Origin of the sequence: Nocardia sienata NBRC 100364 (assembly GCF_001613205.1) — a bacterium.
Lineage (GTDB): Bacteria > Actinomycetota > Actinomycetes > Mycobacteriales > Mycobacteriaceae > Nocardia > Nocardia sienata.
On sequence record NZ_BDBX01000003.1, the window covers coordinates 164,103 to 178,141 of the forward strand.

The 14,039-nt window shown below is 69.3% G+C and carries 10 protein-coding genes; 6 read left to right on the forward strand and 4 right to left on the reverse strand.

Features of this window, described 5'->3' with window-relative positions; genetic code table 11:
- Positions 1 to 30: 30 nt before the first annotated feature.
- Positions 31 to 663, reverse strand: coding sequence for a VOC family protein (locus NS4_RS01930; RefSeq protein WP_063057708.1), 633 nt, complete (start codon positions 661 to 663; stop codon positions 31 to 33).
- Positions 664 to 848: 185 nt separating this feature from the next.
- Here NS4_RS01930 and vph point away from each other — a divergent pair, with 185 nt between their 5' ends.
- Entirely contained in the window at positions 849 to 1,706 is an 858-nt protein-coding gene (vph, locus tag NS4_RS01935) for a viomycin phosphotransferase (RefSeq protein ID WP_063057908.1), read from the forward strand.
- 10 nt (positions 1,707 to 1,716) lie between these two features.
- Here vph and NS4_RS01940 read toward each other — a convergent pair whose 3' ends face one another.
- The 3 genes from NS4_RS01940 to NS4_RS01950 form a co-directional block, all read right to left on the reverse strand.
- Positions 1,717 to 2,229, reverse strand: a complete 513-nt coding sequence (locus NS4_RS01940; protein WP_063057709.1) for an OsmC family protein — start codon at positions 2,227 to 2,229, stop codon at positions 1,717 to 1,719.
- Positions 2,230 to 2,438: 209 nt separating this feature from the next.
- Entirely contained in the window at positions 2,439 to 7,904 is a 5,466-nt protein-coding gene (locus NS4_RS01945; RefSeq protein ID WP_063057710.1) for an ATP-binding protein, read from the reverse strand.
- A gap of 367 nt (positions 7,905 to 8,271) precedes the next feature.
- A complete protein-coding gene (locus NS4_RS01950; RefSeq protein ID WP_063057909.1) occupies positions 8,272 to 8,994 on the reverse strand; it encodes an IclR family transcriptional regulator in 723 nt (240 codons plus the stop codon).
- Positions 8,995 to 9,122: 128 nt separating this feature from the next.
- Here NS4_RS01950 and NS4_RS01955 point away from each other — a divergent pair, with 128 nt between their 5' ends.
- Genes NS4_RS01955 through NS4_RS01975 form a run of 5 tightly spaced genes read left to right on the forward strand, consistent with a single transcriptional unit; the run spans position 9,123 to position 14,004 of the window.
- Complete coding sequence (locus tag NS4_RS01955; protein ID WP_063057711.1) at positions 9,123 to 9,569, forward strand: nuclear transport factor 2 family protein; 447 nt, start codon at positions 9,123 to 9,125, stop codon at positions 9,567 to 9,569.
- A gap of 48 nt (positions 9,570 to 9,617) precedes the next feature.
- Positions 9,618 to 10,454: an SDR family NAD(P)-dependent oxidoreductase gene (locus NS4_RS01960; RefSeq protein ID WP_063057712.1), complete on the forward strand. Its 837-nt coding sequence runs from the start codon at positions 9,618 to 9,620 to the stop codon at positions 10,452 to 10,454.
- Positions 10,447 to 11,229: an SDR family NAD(P)-dependent oxidoreductase gene (locus NS4_RS33140; protein ID WP_063057910.1), complete on the forward strand. Its 783-nt coding sequence runs from the start codon at positions 10,447 to 10,449 to the stop codon at positions 11,227 to 11,229. The genes NS4_RS01960 and NS4_RS33140 overlap by 8 nt, the downstream gene beginning before the upstream one ends.
- The gene (locus NS4_RS01970) at positions 11,229 to 12,668 is read left to right on the forward strand and encodes an FAD-dependent oxidoreductase (protein ID WP_063057713.1); all 1,440 of its coding nucleotides are present in this window, start codon (positions 11,229 to 11,231) and stop codon (positions 12,666 to 12,668) included. The genes NS4_RS33140 and NS4_RS01970 overlap by 1 nt, the downstream gene beginning before the upstream one ends.
- Positions 12,669 to 12,687: 19 nt before the next feature.
- Positions 12,688 to 14,004: an MFS transporter gene (locus NS4_RS01975; protein WP_063057911.1), complete on the forward strand. Its 1,317-nt coding sequence runs from the start codon at positions 12,688 to 12,690 to the stop codon at positions 14,002 to 14,004.
- Positions 14,005 to 14,039: the final 35 nt, after the last annotated feature.

The window sequence follows — 14,039 nt, forward strand, 5'->3', positions numbered from 1 at the left end:
GCCCGGCCGTCGCCGGCCACCTCTTCGGCCTCACCCGGCCGTGGACTCCCAGACGAACCCGTCGGGATCGGTGAACGAACCAGCGGTGCCGGCGATGACGATACGGTGCGAACCGCCCCCGTCCGGGGAGACACCGGCATCCTTGGCCGCGGCGCGGCGTCCGTACAGTGCCAGTTTCACCGGCGAGTCCGGGGTCGCGAATTCGACATACTTGCCGCCGAAGCTCTTGGCCACCGCCAGGCCGCGTTCGACGTAGAACCGCTTGGCGGCCTTGACGTCTTCGACGCCGAGCAGCAGCACGACCTCGTCGATCTCGCGGGTGGCCGGTCCGGCGTCCTTCTTCTTCGAGGTCGTGACCTTCCAGATCGCGCCGTCGGGTGCCTGGACCACACCTCCGTAGCCCCAGAAGCTCTTCTCGGCGGGCTTCAAGGTGGTGAAGCCGGCGCCGAGCGCGCTGTCGACGAGACTGTCGACGTTCCCGGGTTGCGACACCACCAGCGAGAGGATGTAACCGCGGAAGCCGTTCGTGGGGGCCTGCGCGGCGCGGAAGTCCAGCTGGTCGCCGAGGCCGAAGGCCGCGGCGTAGGTGGCTCGGGCGGCGTCGGGGTCGGGCACCTCGAGGTGGACGGTGAGGGCGGTGGTGGCGTGTGTCGAAGTGGTCATGCTGCCCAGGCTAATTCCGGGCCGCTCACCTGCGCTTCTCGATTCCTGATCAGTGTGCTCGGTGGCGGGACCGGGCACTCTCGGACAGTGCCTCCGCCGATCTGTGGAAGCAAAGTGACCGCGATTCGCGTTATCGGCGTGTGGAGATGAACAAAGCGGTGGCGAGAGCGGGTTGTGTCTCGGAGATGGCGATCGGACAGCATCGGGTTCTGTTGAGCCGGTTGCTGCCGGATACCGAACCAGGGGATTTCGCTGTCCGCCAGGGGCAGTTCCATCTTGTGGTGGTCGGCCCGGATCGTGTCGTGTGCCTGCCTCGCACCGAGGCGGCGGCGGCCCGGCTGCCGCGGCGAGCGAATGTTCTGCGTGTCCTCGCCGGGTTCGACCTGGGCTTCCGCCTGCCGGTTCCGCTGGAGGAAGGCAGCCCGGACGGTATCGGTGAGCAGCCGTTCCTGGTGTTGAGCCGTGTTCCCGGAGCGCCGTTGACCGCTGAGGTACTCGATGATCCGCAGGTGGCCGATGTGGTCGCAGGTCAGTACGCCGGACTGCTGGCCGGTCTGGCCGCGGCCGGCGCCGACGAGAGGGTGCGCGCGGATCTGCCGGCTCCGGAAGACCGGTGGCAGCGGTTCGCGGCGGATGTCCGCGCCGAGCTGTTCGGGCTGATGTCCGCCGGTGGGCGTCGGCGTGCCGAACGAGAACTCGGCGCAGTGGAAAGTCTTGCTCACCTCACGGCGGCGGTGGTGCATGGTGACCTCGGACCCGAGAACGTGTTGTGGGAAAGCGTCGACGGGCTCCCGCGGCTGAGCGGGGTTGTCGACTGGGACGAAGCCGGTCTCGGTGACCCCGCCGAGGATCTTGCCGCCATCGGTGCCGGCTACGGCGATTCCCTGTTGCGGCGCGTGCTCACACTGGGAGGCCGGGCGGATCAGGAAACGACCACCCGCATCGCCGCGATCGCCGCAACCTTCGCCCTGCAGCAGGCTCTCGCCGCCTACCGGGACGGTGACGAGGAGGAATTGGCGGACGGTTTGGCGGTCTACCGCTGATCGGTCATGTTCAGGCGGTTTCGAGAGTTGTGTGCACCGGTGTCACGCCGGTGGTCAGGTCCAGGACGGGGCAGTGCGCCTCGACCGCGGCCTGCAGTTCGGCGTACCGCTCGGCGGTCTCCGGTCCGGTGATCCGCACCCGCACCCGGACGGCCTGGAACCCGGCGCGCACCCGGTCAGCGAGACCGAAGAAGCCGCGCACGTCCAGGTCGCCTTCGGCCTCGACGGACAGTTCGTCGACCACAAGGCCCAGTCGCTGGGCCCAGAATCGGTAGGTGACGATGTGGCAGGAGATCAACGCGCCGAGATAGACTTCCACCGGATTGGCGGCGGTGTCGTCGCCGCCGAGCGCCGGTGGCTCGTCCACGGCGAAGCGGTGTGCCCCCGCGGTGATCGTGCTGCCCACCGCGCCCTGCGGAGTGCCCGCGGCCCGGAAGAGCACCGTGGCGGCCGCGGGGTTCTCCCGCACGGCCTTCGCGGTGGCATCGGTGATGTCGTTGAGCGCTGTGGTGCCGGTGGTCATGGTCGCCGACGGTAGGCCCGGCCCGGGCGTTCGGCCAGGATTGCGCTCGCGCTGAAGCCAACCCGTGCTCGGGCCGCGTCGAGCGCCGGGCCGCGCGGCCGCTGCCATACGGCCACGGCCGCGAGGGTTCGGAAGCAGAACGGGTGCCCCGCCGCGAAAGCGGGGCACCCGTTGCCCGGTGGGATGCCGTTCGGACGACCGGACCGGGGTCAGCCGGCCAGACGTGCCTCGATGGCCTCGATGATGCGCGGACGCAGCTCGGCGGCCCGGATGACGGCGTCGACCGAACCGACCTCGACGGCCCGATGGATATCGTGCACGCGGTCGAACTCCGCGGCGACCTCACCGAGTTTCTCGGTGCGGACCGAGGACCGGAGCTCGTCGAGTTCGGCGGTGAGGGTGGCGCGGTCGGTTCCGGAGGCGTTCGCGGCGCGGGCTTCCAGATCGCGGACCCGCGGGTCCGACGCGGTGCGCTTGTCCACCTCGCCGGCGAACACCACCGCGGCGGCCGGGGCGCCGCCGAGGACCGAGGCGAACGAACCCTCCAGCGCGAGCACGGTCATATTCGGGTTCAGCGTCTTGGAGAACACGACGAACGCGCCGCCGTGGTACCGCGAGATCACGGTGAACACGATGGGGCCCTCGAAGTTGACGATCGCGCGGCCGATCTCGGCGCCGTACTCGAGCTGCAGCTTGCGCATCGACTCCGGGGAACCGTCGAAGCCGGACAGGTTCGCCAGCACCACCAGCGGCCGGTTACCGCTGGCCGCGTTGATCGCCCGCGCGGCCTTCTTCGACGACCGCGGGAACAGGGTGCCCGCGGTGTAGGTGTCCGGGCCGTCGGTGGCCGGGAACCCGCGCCGCGGTACGCCGCGCGACTCGATACCCAGCAGGCACACCGGGATTCCGCCCAGATGCGCGTCCTGGACCACCGAGGTCTCGGCATCGGCCATCCCCGCCCACCGTTCCAGCACCTCGTGGTCCTGGTCGGCCACCGCCCGCATCACTGTGCGGATATCGAACGGCTTCTTGCGGTCCGGGTTGGCCGTGGCCGAGAAGATCTCACCGACCGTGGTGAAACTGCTGTCCGCCATGACATGCGGGAAAGTGGAGATGTCGCGATCCACCGGGTCGGTGGTCGGCACCCGGCGCGGCCCCTTCTCCCCGGGGACGACATAGGTGTGATCGTAGTGCGACATCAGCACGGCCCGGGCGGCGTGCAGGTTCGGCGCCCAGTACTGGGCCTGCCCGTTGGGGCCCATGACCCGGTCGTAGCCGCCGATCCCGAAGTTGTCCTCGGCCGAGACACCGCCGGAGAAGTCCAGGGCCTGCTTACCGGTGAGGACCATGGCCGAATCCGGGGTCATCACCAGAATGCCCTTGGTGTGCATGAGCATGGTGGCCTCGGCGTTCCAGTACGGCTGGGCGCCGACATTGATCCCCGCGACCACGATATTGATCTCGCCGCCGTCCTGGGTGAACTCGACGATGCGCTTGAGCGCGGCCGCCACCCAGTCCATGTTCTCGGTGCCCGAGGTCATCGAGATCCGGGCGCCCGAGGACAGCGCGTACCACTCCAGTGGGACCTGCAACTTCTCGGCCAGATCCAGCGCGGCGATCACCCGACGGCATTCCGGCTCCGACAGCGCGCCCAGCGATTTGGTGGGATCGCCGAGCAGCACCACCCGGGTGACACCTTCGGGGTGCCGCTCGGTCACGGTGCTCACCACACCCGCCACCATCGCCGCGGTGTTGCGGCCCTTGGGCCGGTCGACCGGCACCAGCGTGTGATCGGCGTCGAGGTCGTACTCGGTGAATTCACCGAGCAGGCCGGTGAGCTCGTACGGGTACACCGTGTTGCGGCTGCTGGCGCGCAGCACCTTCTGCCGGTAGGCGTCCAGCGGCTCGACCGGATCGTCGGACCGCTCGCCGACGGTCAGTTCGGTCCCGCCGGTGGCGTCGAAGGAGATCCGCAGGGCCAGCTTCACCAGGTCACCGGTGCGGGCGTCGCGCTGACGCGCGATGAGCAGGATCTCCTCGAGGCCCGCGCCCGTGGTCGTGGGCCGCACTCGCTCGACGATCGACTCCAGTTCGCCGCGGGTGATATCGATCGGCGGCCAGACGTACATCACGATGCGGTTGGTCTGCAGCCGTTTGGACGACGGCCGCCCGGCCTGCGCGCGGCGGATCGAGTCGAGGCAGGTGGCGATGGTGCTCTCCGCCGTCGGCAGGGTGACCAGCCGGCCGTCGTGGTCACGCAGCGCGGTCAGGTCCCGGACCTGGGCGAACGCGACGAGACGCTCATCGGCCGGGTTCTCCTTGGCGACACACCGGAACAGGTACACCTCCTCGTTGTCCGAGGACGGCAGCTGGGTCAGGTCGAACTTGTGCAGCCGCTTCATCTGCATTCGCTGCGCGATATAGGGATGCAGGCCGCGGATGAGACGTTCCTCGTCGAGTCCGGTCGCCGACGGGCGGAATGTGAAGTGGTAGTGCATGACCGCGTTGTCGCTACCCGCGACGGTGGCGGTGATCCGGTGCACCTGGTTGGACACCGGCTGCGCGTTGAGCACCTCCTGCAGCGCCGCCGCCATGGCATCGAAGTCCTCGGGCTGGTTCTCCCAGGACAGGTAGATATCGGCCTCGATGGAGGCGGAACCGGTCGACAGTTCGGCCAGTCCGGCCACCACGCGGGGGAGGGAGTCGAAGCTGACCGCGGCCGATACCAGGCTCACACCCTTACGTTCGGCCACGACGAAGGTGTAGTCCCCGGCGTCGCGGGTGCGGACGTCGGTGAGGTCCTTGTTTCCGTAGTAGCGGCGGGTCAGCACCTCCAGCATGACCGTGTTGTCCGCGGAGCCGCGCGAGAGCCGCTGGCCCAGCAGCCGCACCAGCGGCTCGGTGGCGCTCACCATCTCGGCGATTCGCCTGGACCGGTCGGCCGCGTTCGGATTCGCGTCGAGGTAGCTGAGATGCTTGCGCGCGTCGGTGTAGACGCGGGCCCGGTTGCGGCGCAGCACCGGCTGCCCGTACCAGGCGAAGACCAGGCCGCGGGTGAGATCCGCGATCACCGGGAACCGCACCTGGGTCGCGGCGACGAGTCGCTCCAGCGCCAGGCCGACGGGCTCGCGCAGCACCCGGTCCGGCATCGGCTCATTCAGCCATTCACGCAGCAGCGCCGAAACGACCTCGACCGTATCGGCGGGCCGCTGCTGGGCCAGGAAGATCCGGAACACCGCGGCCTCGAGATCGGGCGTACGGTCCAGTTCGGTGACGCCGTAGTGCCCGAGTGCCTTGGCGAGCTTCGCGCGGTAGGACTCCGGGAGGCCGGCCCGCTCGACGTCCAGGCTCTGCAGGTAGGTGTGGAAGTACTCGCGGGCACTGTGGACGTGGCCCGGGGTGGGATCGTCCTCCCAGGACCGATTGTGGCTCAGTTCGGCCAGGTCGGCGAAGACCTGCACGAGTTCGAGTTCCTCGGCCAGCGGCCGGCGATTGTCCGCCACGGCCGCGCGGCGGGCCGCGAGGTACTCCTCGAGTACGCGGCGGTCGTCGTGCGGGTCGACGTCGAAGCCCAGCAGCAGGCTGCGCAGATCCTGCTGGCCGCGGATCATCCGCTGGTGCGGCTGCGGGTCCGCTTCGGCGGGCAGATCCAGTTCGACCGTGGCGGTCGCGGCATCGGCCTCGGCCTCGGCACCCTCGTCGGCGAGCGGTTCCAGCCGCAGCAGCGGTGCGCCCGTTTCCACCTGGGTACCGACCGAGACATTGCATTCCTTGAGCCGGGCCCGGAACGGCGCCCGCAGCACCGTTTCCATCTTCATGCTCTCCAGCACCAGTACCGGTGCCCCGGTCTCCACCTCGGCGCCGACCTCCAATGGGGTGGCCACGACCAGCGCGGGCGCGGGGGAGCGGACGACGCCGCCCTCGTCCCGGCTGACCCGGTGGGTCACACCGTCGACGTCGACGAGGTGCACCGGTCCGTGGGTGCCGGTGATCAGGCGGTAGCGGACGCCGTTGACCACGAGCTGGCCGGTGTGCTGATCGAAACGTTCGAGATCGACGTCGGCGGTGCGGATATCGGTGCCCGCCTCGATGCCGACCCGGAACCGGTGCGCGCCGATGCGGGCGACCCGGACCCGGTAGCTCGCACCGCGCAACTTCAGGTCGAGCGGACGTCCGCTGTCGTGCTGCACCTGGGGACGGCCCCCGGAGGCGGTGGACAGCAGCCGGTGCTGCTCGACCTGCTCCTCCTCCTCGTAGGCGTCGATGGCGGCGGCGGCCAGGGCGATGGCGGAGTGCCGGTGGGAGACGAGCCGGCCCTCACCGCGCACCCGGTCGATCCAGCCGGTGTCGGCGCTGCCGTCGATGACCTCCGGCTGATCCAGCAGGTCGAGCACGAAACTCTTGTTGGTCGCGCCACCCTCGATGATCACGCGGGTCTCGATGACCGCCCGGCGCAACCGGCCCAGGGCCTCGTCGCGGTTGCGGCCGTAGGCGATGATCTTGGCGATCATCGAATCGAAATCGGCGGGGATCGTGTCGCCCTCGCTGACACCGGTATCGACACGGATACCCGGGCCCGCCGGCAGGTCCAGATGCGCGATCCGGCCGGGGGACGGGGCGAAGTCGCGGTCGGGGTCTTCGGCATTGAGCCGGGCCTCGATGGCGTGCCCGCGTTCGGCGGGCGGTTCGCCTTCGAGCCGGCCGCCGGAGGCCACGTGCAGCTGCGCGCGGACCAGGTCGAAGCCGGTGGTGATCTCGGTGATCGGGTGCTCGACCTGCAGGCGGGTGTTGACCTCGAGGAAGGCGAACAGCTCGTCGCCCGGGTGGTAGAGGAATTCGACGGTCGCCGCGCCGCGGTAACCGACCGCGACCGCCAGCCGCTCGGCCGACGCCTTGAGTTCGGCCGCCTGCTCGGGCCGCAGCACCGGCGAGGCCGATTCCTCGATGACCTTCTGGTTGCGCCGCTGCACCGAGCAGTCGCGCACCCCGAGCGCCCAGGCGGTGCCCTGGCCGTCGGCGATCACCTGCACCTCGACGTGCCGGGCGCCGGTGACCAGCCGCTCCAGGAATACGATGCCGCTGCCGAAGGCGCGCGCCGCCTCCTGGCTGGTGCGCTCGTAGGCGTCGACGAGTTCGGACTCGTTGTTGATCACGCGGATACCGCGGCCGCCGCCGCCCGCGGTCGCCTTCAGCATCAGCGGGTAGCCGATCTCGGCCGCGGCCGCCGCGGCGGCTTCCACCGTCTCGACCGCGCCACGGCTCCAGGGAGCCACCGGCACGCCCACCTCTTCGGCGATCAGTTTCGCGCCGATCTTGTCGCCGAGTTTGCGCATGGCGTCGGGGCTCGGGCCGATGAAGGTGACGCCGATCTGCTCGCACAGTTCGGCGAACGCCGGGTCTTCGGCGACGAATCCCCACCCCACCCAGGCGGCGTCTGCGGCGGTCGCCACCAGCGCGCGCTCGAGGGCCTTGAGGTCGAGGTAGGGGCGGGCCGAGGCGGGGCCGAGATCGTAGGCGATATCGGCTTCCCGGACGAAGGTCGCGTTCCGGTCGACATCGGTGTGCAGCGCGATGGTCTGGATCGGCTGCCCGGTTTCGGCCGCCAGATCCCGGACGGCGTGGACAAGGCGCATCGCCGCCTCTCCCCGGTTCACGATGGCGATACGACTGAACACTATCCCTGGCTCCTTCGTCTGTTGGGCACGGTCACGGATGTGCCGTTTTCGGCTCGGCTCTGCGTAGTGTGCACCCGCGGGACCACTATGTGCACAGCGTGCGGGTGCTACTCGCCCGTATTTTCGGCAGGCGGGTCGATCGGCCGGGTCGCGCGCGACCGAGTGATCCGGAGAACACTTACCCGAAAGACATGTCGCAATCCACCGACACGGCGCTACAGTCACCGATCGTTGAATTGGGCAGGGGGTGGCCGCGCGCGATCGCGGTGGCGACTTCGCGCAGGTGACGGGGTGTGCTGCATCCCGAGGCTTTGGGGCCGTTCGGGACCGGAAACGCCCGACCGGGAGATTCCGGGCCGAACCGGCTTCAGTGCAGCAGGGTGCCCAGTTGCCGGGCCGCTTCGCGGACCGCGATCGCCAGTGCCGGCTCGTCGTCGACCTCGAAGACGGAGATACCGATGGTGGTCTCCGGTTCGCCGCGGCGGCGGGGTACGAGCGCCGAGATACCGAACATCGTCGCCACCACTTCACCGCGGGTGAGAGCATAGCCACGCTCGCGCGCGGTCTCCACCTCGGGGCGTTCACCGGGGACCGGCGGCAGCGCGGCCAGCATTGCCAGCCCCGCCGAGCCACGATCTATGGGGTGGACCTGGCCCGGCCGGAAGGCCACGTGGACCTGTGCGTTGCGCGGTTCGACCACCAGCAGCGCGCGGACTTCGGTCTCGTTCTCGCGTAGTACCAGGTGAACGGTGGCGCGGGTGCGTTCGGCGAGTTCTTCCATCACCGGCCGCGCGACCGTGCGCAGATCCTGTTCGACCGGCTCGGCGAGGGTGACCAGGCCCGCGCCCAGGGTGACGCGGCGGGTGTCGTCGCGGCGGCACAGGCGGTGGGCTTCCAGGGTGCGGACCAGGCGGTGTGCGACGGTCCGGTGCACACCGACGGTGTCGGCGAGATCGGTGATCGACAGCCCGTGGGGATGCCGGGCCAGGGTCTCGAGGATCTCGAGTCCGTGGTGGAGCGTTTTCGACATTCCCGAGTCCAGTGGGGCCCCGGGGGCGCGTTCGCTGCCGGGGGCGGTGCTGTGGTTCATCACGTCCTTCTTGACTTTTGTGAGTGGCGACACCTAGCCTTCACTCATATCGCACAGTGCGTGCGATTATCGCACACAGAGTCGGTGGGGGCAAGCGACGGCTCTGCGATCACGTCGAGGAGAATTCGATGACCACGGTTTCGATCGGCGACCTGCCCGATCCGGCGACGGTCGCCGCGGTCCACCAGCTGTACGGCTTTCAGAGCCACCACATCGACAACGGCCGGGCCGCCGACTGGGCGGCCACCTTCACACCGGCCGGTGAGTTCCACTCACCGAGCTACCCCGAGCCGGTCACCGGGACCGCGGCGCTCACCGAATTCGCGCGCGCGTTCCACGCAGCGGCCCGGGCGGCGGACGAGGTACATCGGCACGTCGTCACGAATATCGCGGTCCGGCGACTGAATTCCTCGACCCTCGAGGTCGGCGCCTACCTGCAGATAGTGGCCACCCCGCGCGGCGGGTCCCCGCGCCTGGTGCGGATGACCACGATCGAGGACCGCCTCGAACTCACCGGCGACCGCTGGTCGGTCGCCCACCGGCGCGTCTCCCGCGACGACGCGCCACAGCGGTAGGCCGCGGCGCGGCCGCACGGATTTCCACACGATTTCGGAGGACAACAGATGAGCACCACCACCGAGCAGCTCAATCCCGGGCGCACGGACGCGGCACCGATGACCGCGCACTACCCGGAGATGGCCGGCAAGGTCGCCGTGGTCACCGGGGCGGCCCAGGGGATGGGCGCGGTGTTCGCGGCGGGCCTGGCCACCCGCGGGGTGTCGGTGGTCGCCGCCGATATCAACGAAGATCAGGTCGTCGCGACCGCGCAGGGGATCGGGTCCGAGCTCGCCGCGCAGTCGCTCGTGGCGGAACCGGGCCGCGTGGTCGGGATGCGCGCGGATGTGACCGTCCCCGCCGATCACGAGAAACTCGCCGAACGCGCCGTCGCGGAATTCGGGCGAATCGATTTCTGGATCAACAACGCCGGTATCTTCCCGTTCGCCCTCGCCGAGGACATCTCGCCCGAGCAGATCGGCGCCACCCTGAAGGTGAACGTCGAAGGCGTGCTCTACGGCGCCCAGGCCGCGGCCCGGCACATGGCGCCCGGCGGCGCCATCGTGAACATGTCCTCGGTCTCGGCGCTGCGGGTGCGCAAGGGGCGCGGCGCCTACTGCACGTCGAAGGCCGCGGTGGCGCATATGACCGAATCGCTCGCCGTCGAACTCGGAGACAAGGGAATCCGCGTCAACTCCATCGCACCCGGCTATATCGACACCGCGATGACCCGCTGGGTGCAGGACGACCCCGCGGCCCTCGCGCACGCGCTCGAGGTCGTGCCGCTGCACCGGCTCGGCTCGCCCGAGGAAGTGTTCGGGCCGCTGCTGTTCCTGCTGTCCGACAGCGCCCGCTACGTCACCGGGCACAGCATCGCCGTCGACGGTGGGTCCCGCCATGTCTGACCGGCCGACCTATCCCGGCGTCGTCCTGGTCACCGGCGCCGCCGCGGGCATGGGCGCGGCCCACGCCCGGGCACTGGGCGCGCTCGGCACCCATGTGTGCCTGGCCGACGTCGCCGGCACCGACGAGCTGGCCGCGGAGATCGTCGCCGCCGGCGGGTCCGCCAGCGCCCACCTGCTCGATGTGGCCGACCAGCAGGACTGGACCCGGGTCGTGGACGAGATCGGCTCCCGTCGCGGTGAACTCGGTGGGCTGGTGAACAACGCGGGTATCTCGCGGCGGCTCGAGTTCATGGATACCCCGGACGAGATCTGGGATCGGACCCTACGGATCAACCTGTTCGGGCCTTTCTACGGGATGCAGGCCGTGGCACCGCTCATGCGTGATTCCGGCGGCGGTTCCATCGTCAACATCTCCTCCATCTCCGGGCAGATCGGCTACTTCTCGCCGGCCTATTCCGCCAGTAAATGGGGGCTGACCGGGTTGTCGAAATCGGCGGCCGGTGGCCTGGCGAAATGGAATATCCGGGTCAATTCCGTGCATCCCGGTCTCGTGGGCACGGCGCTGGTGAGCGGCTCGGGCGGGTTCGTGGAGTCGTCCCTGCGGTCCATCCCGATGGGCCGGATGGGCGCGCCGCAGGAGATCACCGACGCGGTCCTGTACCTGCTGTCGGACCGGTCGAGCTATATGACCGGCAGCGAGGTCACCGTCGACGGCGGCCTGGTTTCCAACGGCCTGTACCACCGCATCGTCGCGGAGACCGAGGGGAGCCTGTAGTGGACGACGCATTCGATGTCATCGTGATCGGTGGCGGCGGGGCCGGGCTGGCCGCGGCGGTCTCGGCCGCCGAGGGCGGCGCCTCGGTGCTGCTGTTCGAATCGGAACGGGAGCTGGGTGGTTCCACCCAGCTGTCCGCGGGCCTGTTCACCGCGGCCGGCACCAGTGTGCAGCGTGCGCTCGGTATCGAGGATTCGGCGGAGAAGTTCTTCCAGCACTACATGGATCTCAACCAGTGGGTACTGCGCCCGGGCCTGATCCACACCTTCTGCGAGCAGGCCGCGCCGACACTCGAATGGCTCATCGGCCTCGGGGTCGAGATTCCCGCGGTGGAATCCGGGAACGCCCATCAGCCCGGTCTGGCCCGGGCGGGCGTCGAGGATGTCTGGCGGGCGCACGTACCGAAGGACCAGGGCTACGGCCTGGTCCAGGTACTGGACCGGGCACGCCGGGCGCACGGGGTCGAGGTGGTGCTCAACACCCGAGTGGAAGAACTCCTGGTCACCGACGGCCGGGTCACCGGGGTGGTGGCCGACGGTATCGAGGTGCGCGGCGCTGCGGTGGTCGTGGCCACCGGCGGATTCGCCCAGGACTGGGAGTTCGTGGACCGGTACTTCCCGGCCGCGCGCGCGGCTGGCGATGCGCTGTTCGTCGTCGCGGCGCCGGGCAGCCGGGGCGATCACCTGCGTTTCGGCGCCCGGGTCGACGCCGCGCTGGCCGGACACGAGTGGGGTCTGCTCATGCCGACCGTGTACTTCCAGCGGCACCACCACTGGCAGTCCGGTTTCCCGCCGCCGTCGCGGCTGTACGTCAACCGGGACGGCCGCCGATTCATGGACGAGGACGCGCCGTACGCGGTATCCACCGGGATCCTCGACCGGCAGGGCGGCTCCGCCTGGATGATCTTCGACGAGAAGGCACGGGTGGGACTTCCGGCCGGTTACACCGATTGGACCCCCGAGCGGGTCGCCGAGGAGGCCGCCGCCGGGCGCACCGCCCGAGCCGACACCTGGGACGAACTCGCGGCGGCCATCGAGGTGCCGGCCGCGGCGCTGCAGGCCAGTGTCGACCGGTGGAACGCCCAGTTGCCGGCAGGTGCCGACGACGATTTCCGCCGTCACATCTCGCTGGCCGCCAAGCACAGCGATACCCGGCTCGAACCGATCACCGAGGGACCGTTCTACGCGGCCGAGATCCTGCCCGCCGAACTCGTCTGCACCCATACGGGTCTCGAGATCACTTCCGATACTGCCGTCCTCGACGCCACCGGGCGTCCCGTTCCGGGACTCTTCGCGGCGGGCGAGGCCGGAGGTGGGGTCCTCGGACTCCGCTATGTGGGCGGCGGCAACGCCGTCGCCAACGCATTGACTATGGGGCGCATCGCCGGTCGCGCGGCCGCGGCCGAGTCGCACTCTCGCACGAAAGCACAAGGTAACTGACATGTTGGGAAACGAGCTGATGCCCAAAGAAGCGCACCGCTCCGATTCGGCCGCCGGCGCATCCGAGGGCCAGTCGTCGCTGAAGGTTGTGCGCGCGGCCGTCGTCGGCACCGTCGTCGAGTACTACGACTTCGGTATCTACGGGTACATGGCGACCGTGGTCGCCACCCTGTTCTTCGTCTCGGAGAACGAAACGGCCGCGCTGCTGGGTACCTTCGCGGCGTTCGCGGTGGCGTTCTTCCTGCGGGTGCCCGGCGGAATCTTCTTCGGTCATATCGGTGACCGGTACGGCCGCAAGAGCGCGCTGTCGTGGACCATCCTGCTGATGGTCGTCGCCACGGTGCTCATGGGGCTGATGCCGACCTACGTCACGCTGGGCGTCTGGGCCACCGCGGCCCTGGTACTGGCCAGGTGCCTGCAGGGTTTCGCCGCCGGCGGTGAACTCGGCGGTGCCAACGCCTTCGTCTCCGAATCGGCGCCGCGGCGCTGGCGTGCGACGCAGACATCGATGGTCAACTCGGGCACCTATCTCGGGTCCCTCATCGCCTCGCTGGTCGCGCTCGCCCTGACCTCGCTGTTCTCCGAGGAGACCATCCTGTCGTGGGCCTGGCGTATTCCGTTCCTGCTCAGCGTGGTCATCGGTGTCATCGGTATCTGGATCCGCAACCATATGGAGGACACCCCGCAGTTCGAGGAACTCGCAGAAAAGGGTGAGACCAAGAAACTGCCGGTGATGGAACTGCTGCGCACCTCCGGCGGTTCCGTGGTCAAGATCGTCTTCCTGGGCGCGCTCATCACCGGTGGTTACTACATCGCCTCGGTGTACGCGGCGACCTACCTGCAGACCGCGGGCGGCCATTCCTCGACGCTGGCGTTCCTGTCCACCTCGCTGGCACTGGTTCTGGGCGTGATCACTCTGCCGATCGCCGGCTACCTCGCCGACACCTACGGCCGCAAACCGGTCCTGCTGTGGGGCAGTGTCGCCGCGGCCGTGCTCGGTGTCCCGATGTTCGTGCTGATGTCCGGGGCGGGTGCCTGGCAAGCGGTGGTCGGCCAGTCGGTCCTGTTCATCTGTGTCTCGGTCGTCAACGGTGCCTCGTATGTGACCTACGTGGAAATGCTGAAGGCCTCGGTCCGCTACAGCGGTCTGGCGCTGGGCAACAACATCACCAACATGCTGCTCGGCGGCACCGCGCCGTTCATCGCGACCTGGCTCATCGACGTGACCGGCAATTCGCTGGCGCCCGCGGGCTACTTCGTGTTCTGCGCGCTGCTCACGCTGGGCACGGTCTTCTTCGTCGAGGAGACCAAGGGCATCGAACTGCGGGTGGACTGAGCGCGTCGCCGCCGCGGGGCGACCGAGGTCACCCG

Bases quoted from the DNA above. Each gene is read 5' to 3' on its own strand.
- NS4_RS01955 (WP_063057711.1), top strand. From the start codon at position 9,123: ATGACCACGGTTTCGATCGGCGACCTGCCCGATCCGGCGACGGTCGCC.
- NS4_RS01950 (WP_063057909.1), bottom strand. From the start codon at position 8,994: ATGAACCACAGCACCGCCCCCGGCAGCGAACGCGCCCCCGGGGCCCCA.
- NS4_RS01930 (WP_063057708.1), bottom strand. From the start codon at position 663: ATGACCACTTCGACACACGCCACCACCGCCCTCACCGTCCACCTCGAG.
- vph (WP_063057908.1), top strand. From the start codon at position 849: ATGGCGATCGGACAGCATCGGGTTCTGTTGAGCCGGTTGCTGCCGGAT.
- NS4_RS01975 (WP_063057911.1), top strand. From the start codon at position 12,688: ATGCCCAAAGAAGCGCACCGCTCCGATTCGGCCGCCGGCGCATCCGAG.
- NS4_RS01960 (WP_063057712.1), top strand. From the start codon at position 9,618: ATGAGCACCACCACCGAGCAGCTCAATCCCGGGCGCACGGACGCGGCA.
- NS4_RS33140 (WP_063057910.1), top strand. From the start codon at position 10,447: ATGTCTGACCGGCCGACCTATCCCGGCGTCGTCCTGGTCACCGGCGCC.
- NS4_RS01940 (WP_063057709.1), bottom strand. From the start codon at position 2,229: ATGACCACCGGCACCACAGCGCTCAACGACATCACCGATGCCACCGCG.